The sequence below is a fragment of the Fulvivirga ulvae genome (assembly GCF_021389975.1).
In the GTDB taxonomy this organism is placed as follows: domain Bacteria; phylum Bacteroidota; class Bacteroidia; order Cytophagales; family Cyclobacteriaceae; genus Fulvivirga; species Fulvivirga ulvae.
This window is the reverse complement of record NZ_CP089981.1, coordinates 2,479,763-2,500,538: the sequence shown is the minus strand read 5'-3', so window position 1 is coordinate 2,500,538 and position 20,776 is coordinate 2,479,763. Positions and strand designations below refer to the sequence as shown.

The window sequence follows — 20,776 nt, the reverse complement described above, 5'->3', positions numbered from 1 at the left end:
CACAAAATCAAGCTTTTTATGATAATTCATCCTTTAAAAATCTGGCTGTATAGCTTTGGTCATTCTTAGCTACTTCTTCCGGGATACCGGAACAAACGATTGTTCCTCCACCATTTCCGCCTTCGGGGCCTAAGTCAACTATATGATCGGCAACTTTGATCACATCCATGTTATGCTCTATGATTAACACTGTATTGCCTTTGTCAACCAATCGGTTAAGTACATCAAGTAAATGCTGAATATCCTGGAAATGTAAACCGGTGGTAGGTTCATCCAAAATATACAATGTTTTTCCAGTATCCTTTTTTGAAAGTTCAGTGGCAAGCTTCACCCTTTGAGCTTCGCCTCCGGATAAAGTAGTGGCATGCTGACCTAACGAAATGTAACCGAGGCCAACATCATTCAACGTTTTAATTTTTCGGAGTATTTTTGGCTGGTTTTCAAAGAATTCAACTGACTCTTCTACAGTCATCTCAAGTACATCTGATATAGATTTCCCTTTAAACCTCACTTCCAGTGTTTCACGGTTGTATCGCTTTCCTTTACAGGTTTCGCAAGGTACATGTACATCTGGCAGAAAATCCATCTCTATCAGTCGTAATCCGGCGCCTTCGCATGTTTCACATCGTCCTCCCTTAACATTAAAAGAAAACCTACCAGGCTTATAACCACGAATCTTTGCTTCTGGGAGCTCGGCAAATAATGCCCTTATATCTGTAAAAACTCCGGTATAGGTAGCAGGGTTAGATCGGGGTGTACGGCCGATAGGGGACTGGTCAACCTCTATCACTTTATCCAGATGCTCCAGCCCTTTTACTGATTTATAGGCTAATGGCTCCCTTCTGGACCTGTAAAATTTCTGATTGAGGATAGGGAACAATGTATCGTGGATGAGGGTAGATTTTCCACTACCAGATACTCCTGTAACAAGAGTCAGTGTACCTAAAGGAATCTCAAGGTTGACATTTTTTAGGTTATGTCCACTTGCTCCGATAAGCTTAAGTTTTTTTCCATTGCCTTTTCTTCTTTCTGAAGGCACTTCAATGTTGCGCTTACCCTTGAGGTAATCAGCCGTAGCGCTACCCAGTTCCAGGAAATCATCCGGTGTGCCCTGGGCAACTATATGTCCCCCATGACGACCTGCCCCGGGTCCGATATCTATAATATGATCAGAAGCAAGCATCATATCTTTATCATGCTCTACCACTATTACCGAGTTACCAAGATCTCTAAGATCTTTAAGAGCTTTAATAAGCTTCACATTGTCCCTTTGATGAAGACCGATACTTGGTTCATCCAAAATATAAAGCACACCTACAAGCTGGGTACCTATCTGCGTAGCAAGCCTGATACGCTGAGCTTCCCCACCTGACAATGTTTTTAATGGCCTGTTGAGGTGCAGGTAGTCAAGTCCAACATCTAACAGAAAACCAATCCTTTTTCTTATTTCCTTGAGTACCTCAGCCGCAATTTTATTCTGTTTATCAGAAAGCCGCAGTTCAAGGCCATCAAACCAGCTCCATAAAGTTTTGATGTCATATTCCGCAAGCTGAGATATATTTTGATTATCGATAAGAAAATGTAAGGCTTCTTTTTTCAGCCTGGCCCCATTACACTCAGGGCATGTAACCGACACGGTAAAATCATTTATCCATTGCTGTATCTTATCAGAACCGCCCTCGCGCTGCTTCTCCAAAAACTTGATAATGCCCTCAAACTTGGTATTCCAGTCTGTACCGGGGTATTTGACTGATTTTACTGCAACCGGAACGGAATCTCCATACAGCAAAGTTTTCAGAACATCTTCCGGAATATCCCTGATAGGTGTAGTCAGGTTTACCTTATATCTTTTCAGGATGGCTTCTATTTTTTTAAAAATCCAGATATCCCTGAATTCGCCCAGGGGCAATATTCCTCCCCTGCTTATGCTCAGGGATTTATCAGGAATTACCGATTCCTCAGTTATTTCTTCAATAACTCCCAGCCCGTTACATTTTGGACAGGCACCATAAGGAGAGTTAAATGAAAAGGTATTTGGGGCTGGTTCGTCATAGGATAGCCCGGATTTCGGATCCATTAAATATTTTGAGAAATGATATATCTGGTTTTCCTGATCCAAAAGCATCATTATACCCTCACCTTGTTTTAATGCAGTTGCCAAAGACTGGCTGATCCTATAACGGTCATTTTGATCAACAACGATCCGGTCAATAACTACTTCAATATCATGGGTTTTGTATCGATCAACCTGCATCTTAGGCACTAATTCCTGAAGCTCGCCATCCACACGCACCCGGGAATATCCACTTTTTCTTATCTGCTGAAAGAGTTCTCGATAATGCCCTTTACGCCCTTTCACTACCGGGGCTAGAATAGTGAGTTTCTGCCCGTCATAAGCTGATAGAATATGGTCAAGAATCTGGTCCTCAGACTGCCGCACCATTTTCTCTCCGGTGGTATAAGAAAAAGCTTCCCCTGCCCGGGCATAAAGTAGCCTCATAAAATCATAGATCTCAGTAACTGTACCTACCGTAGAGCGAGGATTCCTGGAGGTGGTTTTTTGCTCGATGGAAATTACCGGACTTAATCCATTGATCTTGTCAACGTCAGGCCTCTCCAGATTGCCAATAAAAGAGCGCGCATAGGCACTAAAGCTTTCCATATAGCGGCGCTGCCCCTCTGCATAAATCGTATCAAAGGCCAGTGAAGACTTTCCGCTTCCGCTAATGCCCGTGATCACCACCAGCTTATTTCTTGGAAATGTAAGGTTTACATTCTTGAGGTTATGCTCCCGGGCGCCCAATATCTCTATACTGTCATAGCCAGTTATATCGAAGTCATCCCCTTGTTTCATTACATCCGCATCAGTGATCATAGGCTATGGTGAGTATTGTTTAATAATCTACAAAATTGGACTTTAGATTGTTTATATCCAACTTCTTTAAAACAATCCGAAACAGGAAACAGGCTAAGGAATAGAATAGCCTCTCACAAGCTCAAGAAGCTCAAACCAGTCTTCCCTGTCAAGGTCAGCGGCCAGGGATTCTACCGAAGACCTGACTCTTTCCGGATTCATAGTGCCTATAACGGGAATTATACCACATGGATGCTTTAACAACCACGAAAGAAGTAAATTCCCAGTTTCCACATTGTATTTGGTAGCAATTCGTTGTACTTCCTGATTTCCAACCAAAGACATCACATTATCCCGACCACCCAAAGGCGACCAGGCCATAGGGTTGATATTATGGGTCATCAGATAATCCAATGTGCCATCAAACATAACTTCACTTTTAAACAGGGATATCTCTATCTGGTTAGTGACCAATGGCTCATCGCTGTACCTGGATAGTAGTTCAAATTGTGTGTTAGTAAAGTTTGAAACACCGAAGTGCAGTACTTTGCCCTGCTTTTTTAACTGACTAAAAGCTGCACTAACCTCTTCAGGCGGCATAAGTGGATCAGGCCTGTGGATCAGCAACAGGTCAATGTGATCCGTTTGGAGATTTTTAAGTGATTGCTCAGCAGAATTGATGATATGTTCTTTCGAGGTATCGTAGTGCTTAATACGGTGGACGGGCCTTTCATCTGCAATAAGCTTAATACCACATTTGGATACGAGTTGAATTTTATCCCTCATCCCTGCATTTTGTTTCATCCAATCGCCAAAAATACTTTCGCAGGTATAGCCTCCATAAATATCGGCATGATCAAAGCTGGTTATGCCGACATCAAGGGCAGCATTGATTAATCCCTCAAGTTTTGCCTGAGTCAATTCATTGATATGCCATTTACCTAATACAAGAGAGGAAAGCTTTAATGAAGAGTTTGATATAGTTCTTAGCTGGGTCATTAGTTAATATGTGGTTATTTCAAGTGCGATTATGCGCAATTAAGATTAGCAGCATCCGCCACCGTCGTAAAAATAAGTTGAGTTTGAGATAAAAATATCGTCCCTATCAAGAGCTGCCAATGCACCGGCTGTTTTGTCACAAACCGCCAGGGGCTGATTGGGCATCAGAATGTGACCTTTTTTATCATCAAAATATTCATCCATACCATAGTAGATGGCCGTTTTACCCGTAAAGATACATGGGCCATCTTCCGGCATAGGGTCTTTAATGGCGCATACCTCTACGCTTTCTATGAAAATGTTTTCTGTAGTATCATAGTGTTTTGGTGATAGGATACGATACGGCCGCTTAGCACGTACCTCTACTGTACCAAAGCCTATATCGGTAATCATTTGGATATAATCTTTTAGAGGCAATGCACCACTAAGACATAACGCTCTCAGGCGCTCATCCCTTTGGAGATTTTCAGGCATTTGCTGATCGCAAATGGGATCGGACAATACCAATCTGCCATGAGGCTTTAGTACCCGGTACATTTCAGTCAGAGCTTTTTTAAGATCTTCTTTAGTAAAAATATTGAACAGGCAATTTTGCGCGGCCACATCTACAGAGGCATCTTCTACCGGCAAGTCAAGCGCATCTCCTTTGCGTAAGTCAATATACTCCGACCTAAACCATGGGTTCTGCTTCTCAGCTTCCTTGAAGTTTTCACCGCTCGCTTGTAGCATTTCATCCACTACATCCAGACCTATGACCCCGGCTTTACGTCGGCTGAAATAGGCAAACTGCAACAGCTCCATACCTCCACCTACACCTACATACAGAACTGTTGGATCATTGACCAGGTCACGAGGATTTACAGTACTGCCACAGCCGTAGTTCATGTCCAGCATCTTTTTAGGGATTTGTAGTTCCGGAAGTTGCCAAACCGGTGTGGTGGTACAACAGAGGCCTACATCAGGGTTTTCTGCGGCTTTTTTGTAAACATCTTTGGTCGTTTGTAAATAAGTCTCCATTACAATCGCGTTATCAGTTCTATATACAGTTCAGTCAGTTTTGGCTCAGCTTTGCCCGCGGCTTCTATAATTTCTTCTATATTGATCGGCATCAGGTTGTCCGGATCACAGTCATCTGTAAGCACGGATATGGCACAACATGGTAGACTCATATGGTTGGCTACTATCACTTCTGGCACGGTAGACATACCTACTACATCGGCACCAATATTTCTTAAAAATCTGTATTCTGCCCTGGTTTCAAGATTGGGACCGGATACAGCCACGTAAACGCCTTTGTTGAGAGTAATGCCTTTTTCAATCGCAATGTCTTCCAGCGTTGCATTTAGTGCAGAATCATATGGATTGCTCATATCTGGAAACCTGGGACCCAACTCATCGAGATTAGGACCTATCAGTGGGTTATCAGGTAGCAAATTAATATGGTCAGTCAGCAACATCATATCTCCTTTCTTCCAGTCAGGGTTCATGCTACCTCCGGCATTGGATACCAGTAAATATTCGATACCCAATAGTTTCATAACCCTGACAGGGAAGGTAACCTGCTTCATATTATAGCCTTCATAAAAGTGGAACCGGCCATGCATAGCTATCACTTTTTTCCCGTTTACTTCTCCATAAATCAGCTTTCCGCTATGAAACTCTACAGTTGCTACAGGGAAATGGGGAATGTCTTTGTAGGCTATTTCTTTTTCTACTTTTATCTTTGAAACAAACTGATTTCCCAGGCCGGTGCCCAGAATTACACCTACCTGAGGATCAGCGAAGCCTTTTTCCTTTAAAAAACCTGCCGTTTCCTTTATTTGGTCAATTGTCATTATAATAGTTTTTTGAACGGGGGTTCCCCGCTGGTTAAGTGCCTGTAAATTTAGCTAACGTGGATTATTATGCAACTGTACCCTGACAGCTTGAGCCCGCACCTGCAGTGCATCCATAGCAGTGCTGACTTATGGCAATATGACGGTTTTCAAGATTCTCAAGATTAAAATCATTGATATGCTGACCAGCCTGCTTATCTACTTTTAACCCCAACATTTGGTTAAAATCACAGTCATACATGTAGCCGTCATAATCAACAGAAATGGTATTGCGGCACATAACGCCTTTAACCGCAGCCGGATTAAAAGAGTTAACCAGTTTTTCCATATACTCTTCATAGTTCTCCGTCCTGATCAGAAAATCAAGGAACCGGCTTATAGGAAGGTTGGTGATGGTAAAAAGGCTATTAAAATCTATTCCGTAGTGGTTTTTCAGCTCCTTCTTGAAATCACGCTCAAGTTCTGCCTGGTTGCCCGGAAGGAATGCCCCGCCCGGATTGTAAACCAAATCAAGGTATAAGCCTGATCCTTCTTTGCCATACCCCACGGCATTAAGCATTTGCAATGCCTCAATCGACTTAACAAATACCCCTTCCCCTCTCTGACGATCAGTTTTATCGGGCTGATAAAACGGCAGGGAAGAAACTACCCTCACGCCATTTTTCTTAAAGAATTCGGGAAGGTCATGGTACTTAGGGTTGGCAAGAATTATAGTCAGGTTAGAGCGAACTATTACTTCTTTAACACCTACTTTATGGGCCTCTTCAACAAACCATCTGAAATCAGGATTCATTTCAGGAGCACCACCAGTGAGGTCCAGGGTGTGGATATTGGTTTTGCTCATAATGTCAAGGCACCTCTGCATGGTTTCCCGTCCCATTATCTCCTTCCTGTCAGGCCCAGCATCTACATGGCAGTGCTTACAAACCTGGTTACACATATAACCCACATTCACTTGAAAGATCTCTATGTTTGTCGGCTTTAGCGGAAACTCGCCAAGTGTATCAATTTTTTCTCGGAATGTAGGGAGCTTGTCACTTCCAAAAATGCCATTGGACAAAAACCTTAGCTGTTCCTGTCCACTGGCAAGGGAGTGATTTTGTGACCTTAATGTTTTTATCATGCTATAGTATTTTACATGCTAAGCTTCTTGACTTTATTCATCATCTGTACGCCATGAACCAGTGAAGCTCCTCCACGAATGGCTGTGGTAACATGCACGGCTTCCATCATCTGCTGCTCAGTAGCTCCTTTTTCGAGCGAATCGGAGGTGTAAGCGTCAATACAATAGGGGCATTGTACGGCGTGGGCAACTGCCAGGGCGATCAGGGATTTTTCCCGAGCGGTGAGGGCTCCATCTTTAAAAACGTCTCCGTAATAATCAAAAAATTTTTTGGCCAGTTCTGGCTGAAAGTCTGCTACATCTCCAAATTTTTTTAGGTCAGCGGGGTCGTAGTAAGTTTTTTCCATCGTAAGTATTGTTTTCTAAGTCTCATAAAATTAACGCATAACAGTGTATGAAGTTTGATGAACTTCCGTTTAACTGTCAGGCTTGTCTGCACTGAGACAATTATACAAAACTTGCAATGGAACCTCTGCTATTGCTATGGGTTTAATGGTATGGCTATGCGGTAAGTTTTATCTCTTTTTACATCAAGGTGATCCTCTCTCAACCATGGGTTATGCCTTTTCAATAGCTTATAATTTATACCCTGATCTTTAGAAAAGGCAACAAGGTCTTTAATATCATGGTCAATTTCAACATATCGTAACTCTTCAGGGTCGTATAAGTGCCTCTTATCAATGTTAAAACCATATTTTTTAGGGTTTTCAATAATTTCCTTAATCGCAAGAATTCTAAAAACATACCTGGAAGTTTCTTCATTAAGCAGAAGATCATAGTAGGAGTCTACCTTCTGATTGTCCAGAGCTCTTTGCAGGCCAGCCATACCTCTGTTATATGAGGCAGCAGCATTTGTCCAGTTATTAAATTTTCTATGTGCTTTTTTCAAATACTTACATGCTGCTTCCGTAGCTTTTAACGGATCATAGCGCTCATCAACTTCTTTCGTGATTTCCAGCCCGTTCTCCTCACCGGATGACTCCAGAATTTGCCAAAAACCTACCGCATTGGCCGGAGATACGGCATTAACGAAGCCCCCTTCAATGGCGGTCAGGTATTTAAAATCATCAGGAATACCGTTTTCGGCCAATATTTTCTCGATTTGAGGTAGCCATTGGTGGGCTCTTTTCATCAAAAATATAGTACTACTATGCCAGTAGGTATTGATATGCAACTCTCTGTCCAGCCTCTCCCTTACATCGGGTATTTCCAGTGGTACGCGTTCTCCGGCAAAAAACAATTCCTTTGGAAGTTCTAATGAAACTGCATTGAGATAGCCAGCGTATTCTCCGGCGGGCGGATTGTCAACTTTGTAAAATGCGTAGTTCTCCTGCTGCTGCTGAGGAACAGCATGTACAGCGGATCTTTGAGATTGCTCACTGTCATATTTAATGTAGGAACATATCAATATGAGGGCAAGTAAAGAAATGGCGTGAGGAAAGTATTTCATATGTGTGGGAGTTAAAAAAGTTTCAGACTACAAAACATCTAATGTGGCCAGAACAAAAATAGTTCCACTGCCAGACACTTCTCAAAAAATAAAATTCGGGAAAAGTCTCAATCCCAATAAGAGAAAACTGCATCAAGTCTGAATCACAAAATCCAGACTTGAAATATAAGCAATAATTAGAAGTTAGGGGATAGCATGTACTTAGAGTAGAAGTCATCTATGGCGTCCACCGCCTCCGCCTCAGTTTCAACCAACTTAAAGAGGTTAAGATCTTCTTTATGTACATTATTCGCGGCATTCAACATGGTATCCTTGATCCAGTCGATAAGTCCGCCCCAATACTCTTTTCCAACCAGCACAATCGGAAATTTGCCAATCTTTTTAGTCTGTATCAGGGTAAGTGCTTCAAAAAGTTCGTCCAGGGTGCCAAATCCACCCGGCATTACTATAAAGCCCTGAGAGTACTTGGTGAACATTACCTTACGTACAAAGAAGTAATCAAATGTTATGAGCTTATCAGGATCAATGTATTCATTACCTTTTTGCTCAAAAGGAAGTATGATGTTAAGCCCAACAGACTTTCCCCCCTCAGATTTGGCTCCTTTATTTGCAGCTTCCATAATTCCCGGCCCACCACCGGAAATAACTCCATAGCCATGTCTTACCAGTTTAGCTGCTATGTTCTCGGCCATTTTGTAATACTTGTGATCATCGCGGGTCCTGGCCGAACCAAAAATGGTAACACAAGGACCAATTTTTGCGAGTTTTTCAAAGCCTTCCACAAACTCTGACATGACCTTAAAGATAACCCAGGAATCATAGCTTTTAATTTCATTCCAATCCTTCTCTTCAAAAGCCCGGACAATTTTTTTCTCCTCCTCGGTAAGATCGTCTATATTCTTTATATTATCCAGTTTGGTCTTTTTTGCATTCATCTCTTTCATCTGTTTATTATTTAAATGACTAAAGCGGGAACATCAAGAGCTCTATTAAGAGGCAAAATGATTATTCCTTATAAATTTCACGTTCAAGATCAGCCCCCTTTTTGGGCAGAGTCACATCTGTATGCAGCAGATATTATAAAGCGCTTTTACCTAACTGAATACGTAACGCCTTATTCATTATCTGATGCAATCCATTCATAATCCAGTAAATAAGTTATTAACTAACTCTTTCCACGGTTGTGGGCCTGAATACCTTCAGGGGCTGGATAAAATTTTGCTCGTTTGAAAAGCATATTTTTTCAAAACAGCCGCTAAACTTAAAAAATATTATAAGAGTAAAAAATGTTTTGCTTGCATTAATTCTTTAAAAGATCATGAAGAGCTTCCTTTATTTCAGGATATTTAAATTTAAATCCTTCTGATTCAATCTTTTCTGACGAAACCCGGTTACTTCCCAGGAGCATGCCTGCCATTTGCCCCAGCACCAGTTTGAGTGCAAAGCCAGGTACGGCAGGAAGAAAGAACGGCTTACCCATGACCTTGGCTATTGATTTCGTTAGGTCTCTATTTGTAACCGGATTTGGTGCAACGCCATTGTAAGGACCATTCATATTTTCGTTTTCTATAGCGTGGATGAAAATGTTGCAAAGATCATCGATATGTATCCAGCTCATATATTGGTCACCACTTCCAAGAGGTGCTCCCAAACCGAACCTAACGGGCTTTCCTATCTCCTTCAATGCCCCGCCCTGATTGCTTAGTACCACCCCCACCCGGATTTTCACTACCCGGATACTCAATTCAGTCATCAAATCTGCTTCTGCCTCCCATGCCTTGGTTACCGTAGCCAAAAAGTCATCTCCAAAACGGCTTCCTTCCTTTTGCCACCTGTCACCATTATCAAAGCCGTAATAGCCTATTGCAGATGCTGAAATAACCGTCTTTACTTGATTAGGATGATCTCTTAAAGTATCCTTTAATAATGCTGTAGACCTTGTGCGGCTCGCTAAAATGACTTTTTTTCTTTCATCAGTCCATTTCTGTTCTGCAACACCTGCACCTGCCAGATGAATAACATAACTGACATCATCAAATGCCCGGGTATCAATGGTTTTTTTGGTAACATCCCAGGCAAAAGCCTCAACATCATTAACTTTTCCTGGCGATCGGCTTAAATACCTGACTCTATAACCCTTTTCTTGCAACAACTCTGTTAACCTGGAACCTACCAGGCCGGTGCCACCTGTTATAAGGACATTTTTACTCATATTTTGACTCATGAATTAAAGCTAAGTACAACTAACAAAACGGCTTAGATGACATAAGGTTATTATGCCTGAGTAATTTTAAGAGATGATCCCAAACCAATATTCACACTGGCTGTCTAAATAATTTTATCTTAAAATGTGATTTTGATTTGAATTTTTTAAACGAAATTGGTCTACTAAACCAACCACAAACCGATGCGCCCAATACCTGCATTAATTATTTTTTGCATGCTTGCTTCATGCAGTACTATGGTTCCTGTAAAAAAAACTTCGTCTCCCGATATTCGGTTACCATTGGGTAAAAAAGAGTTTTTGTTCATCAGCAAGTTTACTGCCGATAGTTTGCCGTTTAGCAACGACAACAAGGTCGAAGTTTTCCGGATGGGCTACAACAGTTTTGTTCGTGGTCTAAATGCAGGATATGATAGCAGCAGGTACTACAACATCACTCACCTGGACAGCCTGGTGGTGAGGTATGCCGCCACCGAACCCGGACCCCCGATAAGCAAAGAGAAAGTGAGGGAGGCCTGTTTGGAGCACAATGCAAATTATTTTCTCAGCCTGAATGCTTACAACTTATACTTTGACCAAGAGGTAGAGGTAGTAAAACAAGAGGACGGCACCAAGGATAGAACCGCTTATTATGACCTGGTGGTGGAATCTTATATTACCATGTATGACAAAGACGGAGAGCAGCTACACCAATTCCATGATGAGCGGAGAATAGAACACGATAAACGCTCTGTAATCAGTGGCTTGCTGGCAGTGGGACCTTCAATGGGGAAGGCTGATAAAAATGCTGTGATTATTTCTACCGAATTGGGAAGGGGTTTTATTCAAAAGTTTTACCCACGAGCCTATTTTGAACAACGTCAATTTTATCATACTAAGGTATTTAAAAGTGCATATAAAGCCTATCTCATGGGAGATTGGGATACTGTGGAAGCCGAACTGCTCAAGCTTACGGAATCATCAAAACCGGAAATAGCTGGTAAGGCGGCCCACAACCTTGCGGTACTGTATGAGAATATCAACCGGCAGGATGATATGGAGTATTGGAGGGATAAGGCGAGGGATTTGTTGGGGGAGAAATTATTCTGACATTGCCGCAAAAACTCCTGATAACATAAAGTAGCAAAAGTCACTTATCAGGTGACTTTTGCTACTTTAATGAGTATCTCAATTTAGAAATTATAGCTATATTTTATCGTAAATGTTCTACCTGTATCAAACGACGTAAATATTTGCTCATCTGCTTTATAATTTTTCCAAACTTGATCTTTCGAATCTCCAAGAATGTTATCTACTCTCAATGTAAGTTGAGACTTTTTGCTTGCGCCTATCTTTCTTGATGCATTTAGGTTAAGGCTATGGAAAGGTTTAACATATACATCTGGCACCTGTCCTACACCAACAACAGCCAGGCTCTCGCCTTGAACATTATAGGATAAGTTAAAATTAGTATTTCCTTCTTCATCAGAAAAATTAAGGTAAGTGTTGATCAAAAATGGGGCTTGGCCAGCCATAACTCGATCTTCATCAACATCTTCACCCGTTCTGGCCTGCTCTACTCTTGACTCAAATTCAGAAGTAATTTCTCCTGTCACTCCATCTTCTAAAACTACAATTTCAGTCATATCAACTTTCGAAGCTGCCAGAGTCACATTTGTACCAGCTGAAAGCCCTTCTATGAAACCTAGCCTTTTCCTACCTTCAATTTCAATACCATAAACCTGGCTCCCTCCTATATTCCTCCAAGTAACCTCGGTAGGTTCTGTCTGAAAACGAACCATCTCAATATGACCTGAGAACTTTTTATAGAACCCAGAAACTGCAATCATTTGGTCTCTGCCAAAGAAGTTCTCTACCCTCAAATCAAAGTTATCCACATCTGTTTGCTCCAAGTCAATATTTCCGCTGTATCTAATACCAGTAATGGGGTCTAGAATTTGAGCTATAGACTTTTCTCTAAATGAAGGACGCGCCACAGTTCTACCATATGAAGTTCTAATATTCATATCATCAGTCAGGCTAAACACAAAGTTTACAGAGGGCAAAAAGTTTAGCTCATCCAGAGTCCTTTCATCATCGTATACGATGATCCCAGAGTTATCCTGACCTGTATAATTCATGTAAGCCTGTTCTACTCTCAATCCAAATATGGCTCTCACACTACTGTGTAAAAATATGTCACCCATACCATAAGCTGAGTATACAGCTGATCGCGCATCATAATTGTTTGCTGCTTCATATCCTCCCTGAATATATGTACCTTCTTCAGTTTGCGCATTCCAAATATTTTCTTCTTGAAGCAGATAATCCGGATTATTTTGAACGATACCCTTATTTTGCAGTGAAAATGCATATGTTTCAAATTCTCTCCACTTCAATAGCGCTGCTGCTCCAAATTTCAGTTTGTTATTATCACGAAACTCATAGGTAGCATCAATTCGTGCACTCTCATTATTTTCATTCATATCTCTCCAAAATCGACTTACTCGGCCTCCATCACCTCCATCAATTGAATATAGTGGCTGGCCGTCTTCACCAACCTGATCCACCTCAGCAATAAGGGCCTCTCTATAATCAGGATCATAAACCCTGGCCCATGTGAATGTATTATTCCACTCCAATGATATTTTATTGAAGTTATGTTTTCCATAAATTGATGGACTTGTTATAGATCGCTGCGAATATGTTAATACATCCTGATAGGCAGTCTGACCAGTCTCCTCAAGATCCCTGGAGATTCTGCTGGTTGCTTCTACTACAGCGTTTTGAGTCCTAAAAAATGTCAAGCCCACCTCATGCCTGTTGGTTTTAATGGCTCCTGTCAACAAAGAACTCCAAAGTATATCATTTCTCCCTAAATCCCCATTTCTAATTCTCTGTGCATCCAATTGATATATGTCTTTGTTGGCATCTTTAAAATAATACCCCCATTCAGCATCTTCATAATATTCATACTGGTTTTGATAGTTAAGCACCAGTCCATATCCTAGTTTATAATTTCCCTTATCAAGCTGATTTCCATGATTAATTGAAAAGCTCGTATTCAAAAAGCTATTTTTTCTGATAGCATCCATATTAGGATCCAGACGTTTGGTTGCATCAATGGTTGGCCCCGGATTAGTAGCAATATTAGGGTTTTCAAAAGATGATGTCGGATCATCGAGTGGTAACTCTCTGGTTCCATCGTCAAAGCCAAGTAAATCGGTTTTTCCCCCTTCGTATGACAAGAAGTCTCCGTTTAAATTCATTTTTGGGTTATACCCAAAGCCTAGTGAAACTGAAGTTGTTTTTTCCTCAGGAAAACTTTTGGTTTCAACATTCACAGTACCTCCTGTAAAGTCTCCGGCAAGCTCCGGTGAAAAAGTTTTATATACAATAACATTTTCAAGAACACTAGTTGGGAACAAGTCTATCTGAACGTCATTTCTATCGGGGTCCAAACCAGGTATGCTCATGCCATTTAAAGTGGTTCGGTTATATCTGTCTCCCAAACCTCTTACATAAACGTATCTTCCCCCTTGTATAGAAACTCCGGTAACACGCTTAATGGCACCAGAAAGATTACTATCACCAATTTTTCGAAATGTTTGTGATGACATCCCATCCAGCACATTAGCTGATTTCTTCTGTAAGGTGAGAATTGCTGCTTCTGAATCTTTAATTACTTCTGCAGTTACCACAACCTCAGCAAGTTGCTCAACATCTGTCGATAAAGTAATATCCATTGTATTAACCTGACCTGCTACAATTTCTACATTCTCAACAGTTTTAGTTTGGTACGAAACAAACTGAAAAACTATTGTGTGTGTACCTGCATCTAAAGGCAAGGAATAATTGCCTTCAAAATCCGCAACTGTTCCAGTGGTTGTTCCTTGTCTGGAAACAGTGGCTCCAATAAGCGCCTCTCCCGTTTCTCCATCGATTACTTTACCTCGCAAATACCCCTTCTGAGCTAATACAGATGCTGTAAGTGCGACATAAAATAGGATAAAAGTAATTGAAAATTTTCTCATTTGTTCATTGTAAAATTTGTTGCAAAGGTAGATTTTGACAGGCAGAGGTAGGGAATATGTAAATTACCAATTGTTTAACTTTATGTTTCCTTAAGATACTTTGCTTAACATATACTTAACATAGGATGCCTGAATACAAAAAAGGCTCTGCCGCATGGCAGAGCCTTTTTTGTATATTTTAACAATTACAGCAGTTCTGAAATTGAAGCATAAGACCAAGCGTCAAATACTGTAGCATCAGAAGCTCCTGTAGCAGTTGCACTTGACACTTTTCCAGCAGCAGAAGTTTGATACGACGCAGGAACATCACATGCATCCTCATCATCTCCATCATATACCGACACTGCAGAAAACTCAACAGTAGTGAAAACCAGATTATCACCGATCACGTTGGTATAAGCGTCAGTCTTATCCGCACATGAATTGTCAGGATCGAAGCTAGCTCTGATTTTAATAGTAGCTCCACCAGTGAAACCAGAATATTTTACATTATTAACTGTTCCTTGCGCTTTAGATTTGAAATCTGCAGCAAATCCACCTCCATCTACAGATGTGATCGTTCCGTTCTCTATTGTAAATTTACCAGTAGAGTTTTCTGAACCTTCAGGACCATCAATTTCAAGACCTTCGTCTGAACTGGCAGCAGTACTGGTATATACAAGAAAGTTACTTACGGTACCAGAGTATGCCTGATCAACATCAATAGCATCATCACCAACAGTGTAGACCAACAAGTTACTTAGGTTTACAGATCCTCCGAAGAACTCAACTCCATCATCATAGTTGGCAAAAATCTCTATGTGAGAAATTGTAGTACCAGAACCAACACCACCTAATGTCAATCCATTGATATCATTACCTGCTACGGCATCGATAGTAGTACCTCCATGCCTGATAGAAACATATTTTAAGGTGCCTCTATTATCATCTGCAACATCACCACCATACTGACCAAGAGGCTCAGAGGCAGGAACTCCCTCAATTTGAGCAGTTGTACCTGCATCAGGAGAAATAGGTGCATTTCCTAGGATTACAACACCACCCCAAAGTTCATTATCATTTGCATCAAGATTAGAACCTATTTTCTGTCCTACAGCGATGTTATCAGCAGTAGCTGTAAAGATAATAGGATTATCAGCAGTACCCTCTGCATCAATCATACCATCTCTTGCAATCATTAGAACAGAAGCATTTGTTCCTTCCCCTGGACGGCCCTTGATGATGGTTCCAGGCTCGATGGTCAAAGTAGCACCATCAGTTACAATAACTCTACCTGCAAGTTCCCAAATACGATCTGCAGTTAAAGTTTTGTTAGCTGTGATCAAACCAGAAAGTACTTCATTTGGAAGTGGCTCAGGAGCATCACCAACGCTTAATACATGAGTAAATACCTCAGTATCACCATCAGCATCAGTAGCAGTGAAAGTGAATGTAATGTTTGAATCTTCGTCAGCCTCTACAGCAGTGTAAGAGAAAGCCCATGTGGCAGAAGTCTCTCCAGTGTAAGTCTCGGCATCAAATGCAGCGCTACCTTTGGTAACAGCCAAAGCAGCAAGGCCATCCGGGGCCTCCAAGGTAACTGTACCCGTGTAAGTTCCTAAATTGTCAATAGAAGCAGTGGCAGGGATCCCTGTAATGGTTACACCATTATCTGCTACAGGATCGTCGTCATCATCACCACAAGAAGAGAGGTAGAACATCACTCCAAATGCAGCTAATAGTGATAAAACTTTTTTCATTGTGTAATAGAATTTGAGTTTTAAATAGATTTCTCTTTTTCAATTGTGGCTCAAAGGTGGGTAATTAGTGTTAAGTCAAGCGGATGCTCGTATTATCGATTTGTTAAACAATATGAAGTTATTTTTACCCTAATATTAAGCGAGGGCTGCCATTTCGGAATGACAGCCCTCGCTTATTGGGTACAATTTAAATAAACAGCTATTTCGGGAATATTAACTAATTGTTAATAGGCACTTTATTCAAAATGGAATTGATGATCTTATAGGTGCTAACATTATCAGCCTCAGCCTCATAGTTAAGGATAATCCTGTGATTCAGCACATCGCCTGCCACTTCTTTGATGTCTTCAGGCAGCACATAGTCTCTGCCTTCAAAGTATGCAACCGCCTTGGCGGCAAGATTGAGGTTGATGGAAGCACGAGGGGAAACACCAAACTGAATGTACTCTGCTTCTTCATTCAACCCGTATGACCTGGGGTCGCGGGTAGCATATACAAGCTCTACAATGTATTTCTCCAGAGACTCTGATATTGAGGTTTGGTTAATTTCATTGCGAATAGCAAAAATATCCTCTTTGGTCAGCACTGTATTTACAGTATAATCAAAGCTCATGTTCGAGATCCTTCTCATCACCTCCAACTCTTGTTCTTTGGTTGGATAATCAACATGTACCTTCATCATAAATCTGTCTACCTGGGCTTCCGGCAGCGGATAAGTACCCTCCTGGTCTACAGGGTTTTGTGTTGCCAGTACAAGAAATGGCCTGTCCAGTTGGAAAGTAGTCTCACCAATAGTAACCTGCTTTTCCTGCATAGCTTCAAGAAGAGCTGACTGAACCTTGGCGGGTGATCTATTGATCTCATCTGCCAGGATAATGTTGGCAAAGATGGGGCCCTGCTTAACTTCAAATTTGGCAAGCTTCTGATTATATATCATGGTACCGATCAGGTCTGCCGGCAACAGGTCGGGGGTAAATTGTATTCTTTGAAAATCCAGATGTAGCACCTTGGCCAGTGTGCTTACTGTCAGTGTTTTAGCTATACCAGGCACACCCTCCAGCAAAATATGGCTCTGTGTAAATAAACCTATCAAAAGCCGGTTGATCATGGCCTGCTGACCCACTACTACCTTTCCTACCTCCGTGAAAACCTGCTTTATTTTCTCCTGATGTTCTCTCTTCTGATCAATTGTTGTTACTGACTCTTCCATTCCTAAGATTGGTTAATTCCAAAAAACTCGCAGATAAGCTGTTTTGCCCATCTTTCAGTATTTTAACTATCAACTGTAAAACTATACAATAATATATATTTCAACCGAAAAATTTTATAAAGGGTTATCCCTATCCAATAATCGGTTGATAAATATGCATGTTTACTCGATAATATTGTTAACTTATACCTTCTTGTTTTGTTGTTAAAAATATGAAGCAATTTGTTGTCGGAGACATCCATGGTGCCCATAAAGCGCTTGTACAATGTCTGGAGCGATCTTCATTTGATTATGAAAATGATCTGCTGATCTGCCTTGGGGATGTCTGCGATGGGTGGCCTGAAACCAATCAGGCTATTGAAGAACTACTCAGAATCAGGAACCTGGTATTTATATTGGGTAATCATGACCATTGGGCGCTCGAATGGGCTACCGGAGGTGATGCCAATGATATATGGTTGAGCCAGGGTGGAGCGGGTACGGTAAAAAGCTACCCGGAAGGTATGCCAAAATCCCATATTGACCTGCTTCAAAGTGCTCAATACTACCATCTCCATGAAAATAAATTGTTCGTACATGCCGGGATAGTTCCCGAAGTACCCCTTGAAGTACAAGGTCCCAGCACTTTCCTATGGGACAGAGGCTTGTACCGGACGGCTATGGCCCGTAGGATAAATGGAAACCAAGAAAGAATCACTCCTTATGATGAAGTCTACATTGGACACACGCCTATCCATAAATATAATGACAAGCCTATAAGGTCTTGCGAGATTTGGCTGATGGATACCGGGGCAGGCTGGGATGGCACCCTTACCCTTATGAATATAGACACCAAGGAGATGTTTATTAGTGATAAGGTAGATACAATGTACCCGCCGGGAAGCGGAAGAGTAAAATAAGGATCAGACAGAATTTCCCGGGAGACACTAACTTTTTCTCCCCGGTATTTGACAGACTTGTTCTCTTAATAGAATAGCAGTTGGCAAACTGGCATATGATGACAATAAGCACGTTTCTTTGATTTTCAGTGAAAAGCTTCACATTGCATGTTTTATTTTCCGACCCATTTGCTCAATAGTGTCAGCTGGGGCACAAAATAAAGGGTGACCGAAATGATCACCCCTCACACTTATACTTATCTAAAGTTTTTACTACTCCAATAAAGCCTCTATCTCGGACATTTTATCCTCTGTGTACTTTCCTGAAGTGGCATATATGATCTTCCCTGATTTGTCAAGTACAAAGAAGTACGGTACATCTTTTTTCTCAAATTCGAGTGCTTCCTTGTATGGCTTAAGTTTGCCTTTATAAAAAAGGATATAAGGCAGTAGCTTAGGATCGATGTTTTTCAGCGCTTTGTTTTTGGCAGTGCCAGTGGCTGCTGCATTGATACCTGTAAACATGGGGATAAAATAAACATTGACATCATAACCGAATGAAGAAAACAAGCCGGTATCTTCCCTGATGAATTTATTATAAACCGGACTAAACCAGGTATTCAGGTCATCTTCTGATTTCTTGGAGTAAGCCATACCCAAGAGGGTATACTTGCCTTTGGTGTCCTCCGGAAGGTTAACGACGGCATCTTCAACAGTTTCAGCTTCCAAAGCAGGGAAGTTGTTGCCTACCACCTGAGCATCAGCAGTATAGAATAATGCAAATGACAGTAGTGACAGAATGGCTAATTTCAGTTTCATGTTATTTGATGGTTTTTTAATAATGATAATGTTCTGAATTATATTACAAATTACGAAAAACCATGCCAGATACAATATTCCTGTTAGGCAGACGACGATAAGTAAAGTTGTAATAACCTTTAAGACAGATTGATGTCCGCCAAGTATTATTTAGTGGCAGCTCTGCTCTGGATACCAGATACTTTCCTTAGCTTTAAATTATAAAACTTAATTATGGCCTGATACGCTTCCACATGGATACGAACCTAATTCAACAACTTCAGCAAATTGAAGCGCTGAAAAATGTTCCGGTCAATCAGTTACAGTGGCTTCTGTCGAAAGCAGAATGTCGTACTTTTAAAAAAGGAGATTATGCTTTCAAAAAGGGGGACCCGATTGATAAAATGCATATCATCCTCAAAGGCAGCTTTATTCTGAAAATAGATCAGAATGGACAGTACAGGATTATCGGGTCGCTTGATGAGCAAACCATTTCAGGGACCTTGCCATACTCCAGAGCCAGTACGGCTACCGGCACCGCTGAGGCCACTTCAGACGCATCAGTTGTAGCCTTGGACAAAAGCTATTTTCAGGAGATGATCCATGATCACCATGAACTGACTACCGCTCTTGTACATGTGATGAGCACTCGAATCCGTCAGTTCACCAAAATGCAGCAGCAAAACGACAAAATGATGGCGCTGGGAAAATTATCAGCCGGACTTGCGCATGAATTAAACAACCCGTCTGCCGCTGTGGTCAGGAGTGCCCAAACATTGCGCAAGCATTTGTCCTTATTGCCGGAAAATTTTAAAAGTGTTATTGCCATAAGAATGACTGCTGAACAGGTAGACTTTGTCAACAATATTCTTTTTGAAAAAATAGGCGATGGCATAAAAGAATATGGGCTTATGGACAAAACCGGGAGGGAAGACGAAGTAGCGGAATGGCTGGAAACTGTTGGCTTTGAAGATGGCTATGAGCTGGCAGACAATTTTGTTGATTTTGGATTTGAAAGCAGTGATTTTGATAACATAGCCAAGCATGTGCCTTCTGATGACTTAAAAGCAGTATTAGGCTGGCTCAATCAGGTGATGACCACAGAAAAGCTGGTGATGGAAATAGAAGATGCCTCTCAACGCATCAATGACCTTGTATGCTCTGTTAAAAGCTATACTCATATGGATCAGGCAGTGGAGAGGCAGGAGGAGGATATCCATAAAGGAATAAACAATACCCTCGTGATGCTTAACCATAAGCTAAAAAAGGCCAACGTGGAAGTCATTAAAAAATATGAATACAACCTGGTGAAACCGCACATATATGTAAGTGAGATCAACCAGGTATGGACCAATTTGATTGACAACGCCATTGATGCCCTGGAGAATGCTGACGAACGTAAATTAGAGATTGAAACTAAGCAGGATGGGGACTTTGTGAAGGTCACGGTCAGTGATTCAGGCACGGGTATTCCTGAAAATGTAATTGACAGCATTTTTGATCCGTTTTACACTACCAAGGCCGTAGGTAAAGGCACGGGCCTTGGGCTGGATGTTGTCCGGCAGATAATCAATCAGCATAATGGAACTATTAAGGTAGAATCAAAACCTGGAAGAACTGTATTTAAAGTTTGTATTCCTATTCGTTAGCGGT

At 41.3% G+C, this 20,776-nt stretch carries 16 protein-coding genes; 3 read left to right on the top strand and 13 right to left on the bottom strand.

Annotation, left to right across the window (positions count from 1 at the left end; translation table 11 throughout):
- Positions 1-16: 16 nt before the first annotated feature.
- From uvrA to LVD17_RS10320, 9 genes are all read right to left on the bottom strand, one after another.
- The gene (gene uvrA / locus LVD17_RS10360; RefSeq protein ID WP_370688811.1) at positions 17-2,875 is read right to left on the bottom strand and encodes an excinuclease ABC subunit UvrA; all 2,859 of its coding nucleotides are present in this window, start codon (positions 2,873-2,875) and stop codon (positions 17-19) included.
- A 93-nt stretch (positions 2,876-2,968) separates the two neighbouring features.
- A complete protein-coding gene (locus tag LVD17_RS10355; RefSeq protein ID WP_233766562.1) occupies positions 2,969-3,853 on the bottom strand; it encodes an aldo/keto reductase in 885 nt (294 codons plus the stop codon).
- 45 nt (positions 3,854-3,898) lie between these two features.
- Positions 3,899-4,870 (bottom strand): arsenosugar biosynthesis arsenite methyltransferase ArsM, encoded by a 972-nt coding sequence (gene arsM / locus LVD17_RS10350; RefSeq protein ID WP_233766560.1) that lies wholly within the window; start codon positions 4,868-4,870, stop codon positions 3,899-3,901.
- Positions 4,870-5,688: a purine-nucleoside phosphorylase gene (locus LVD17_RS10345; RefSeq protein ID WP_233766558.1), complete on the bottom strand. Its 819-nt coding sequence runs from the start codon at positions 5,686-5,688 to the stop codon at positions 4,870-4,872. The genes arsM and LVD17_RS10345 overlap by 1 nt, the downstream gene beginning before the upstream one ends.
- 67 nt (positions 5,689-5,755) lie before the next feature.
- The gene (arsS, locus tag LVD17_RS10340) at positions 5,756-6,811 is read right to left on the bottom strand and encodes an arsenosugar biosynthesis radical SAM (seleno)protein ArsS (RefSeq protein ID WP_233766557.1); all 1,056 of its coding nucleotides are present in this window, start codon (positions 6,809-6,811) and stop codon (positions 5,756-5,758) included.
- An 11-nt stretch (positions 6,812-6,822) separates the two neighbouring features.
- Positions 6,823-7,158, bottom strand: a complete 336-nt coding sequence (locus LVD17_RS10335) for an arsenosugar biosynthesis-associated peroxidase-like protein (protein ID WP_233766555.1) — start codon at positions 7,156-7,158, stop codon at positions 6,823-6,825.
- A gap of 134 nt (positions 7,159-7,292) precedes the next feature.
- Positions 7,293-8,261, bottom strand: coding sequence for a lytic transglycosylase domain-containing protein (locus LVD17_RS10330; RefSeq protein WP_233766553.1), 969 nt, complete (start codon positions 8,259-8,261; stop codon positions 7,293-7,295).
- Positions 8,262-8,437: 176 nt separating this feature from the next.
- Positions 8,438-9,196: an LOG family protein gene (locus tag LVD17_RS10325; protein WP_370688832.1), complete on the bottom strand. Its 759-nt coding sequence runs from the start codon at positions 9,194-9,196 to the stop codon at positions 8,438-8,440.
- A gap of 365 nt (positions 9,197-9,561) precedes the next feature.
- Positions 9,562-10,473: a TIGR01777 family oxidoreductase gene (locus LVD17_RS10320; RefSeq protein ID WP_233766549.1), complete on the bottom strand. Its 912-nt coding sequence runs from the start codon at positions 10,471-10,473 to the stop codon at positions 9,562-9,564.
- A 228-nt stretch (positions 10,474-10,701) separates the two neighbouring features.
- On the opposite strand from LVD17_RS10320, the gene LVD17_RS10315 reads away from it, so the two are divergent.
- Positions 10,702-11,574, top strand: a complete 873-nt coding sequence (locus LVD17_RS10315; RefSeq protein ID WP_233766548.1) for a DUF6340 family protein — start codon at positions 10,702-10,704, stop codon at positions 11,572-11,574.
- Positions 11,575-11,657: 83 nt separating this feature from the next.
- Here LVD17_RS10315 and LVD17_RS10310 read toward each other — a convergent pair whose 3' ends face one another.
- From LVD17_RS10310 to LVD17_RS10300, 3 genes are all read right to left on the bottom strand, one after another.
- Positions 11,658-14,498, bottom strand: a complete 2,841-nt coding sequence (locus LVD17_RS10310; protein WP_233766546.1) for a TonB-dependent receptor — start codon at positions 14,496-14,498, stop codon at positions 11,658-11,660.
- Between the two features lie 185 nt (positions 14,499-14,683).
- Entirely contained in the window at positions 14,684-16,237 is a 1,554-nt protein-coding gene (locus LVD17_RS10305) for a beta-helix domain-containing protein (RefSeq protein ID WP_233766544.1), read from the bottom strand.
- Between the two features lie 217 nt (positions 16,238-16,454).
- Entirely contained in the window at positions 16,455-17,447 is a 993-nt protein-coding gene (locus tag LVD17_RS10300; protein ID WP_233766543.1) for an AAA family ATPase, read from the bottom strand.
- Between the two features lie 212 nt (positions 17,448-17,659).
- Here LVD17_RS10300 and LVD17_RS10295 point away from each other — a divergent pair, with 212 nt between their 5' ends.
- On the top strand, positions 17,660-18,346 hold the full coding sequence (locus LVD17_RS10295; protein ID WP_233766542.1) for a metallophosphoesterase: 687 nt from the start codon (positions 17,660-17,662) through the stop codon (positions 18,344-18,346).
- Between the two features lie 252 nt (positions 18,347-18,598).
- Here the strand turns inward: LVD17_RS10295 and LVD17_RS10290 are convergent, their stop codons facing one another.
- A complete protein-coding gene (locus LVD17_RS10290) occupies positions 18,599-19,144 on the bottom strand; it encodes a TlpA family protein disulfide reductase (protein WP_233766541.1) in 546 nt (181 codons plus the stop codon).
- Positions 19,145-19,377: 233 nt separating this feature from the next.
- On the opposite strand from LVD17_RS10290, the gene LVD17_RS10285 reads away from it, so the two are divergent.
- Positions 19,378-20,772, top strand: coding sequence for an ATP-binding protein (locus tag LVD17_RS10285; protein ID WP_233766540.1), 1,395 nt, complete (start codon positions 19,378-19,380; stop codon positions 20,770-20,772).
- Positions 20,773-20,776: the final 4 nt, after the last annotated feature.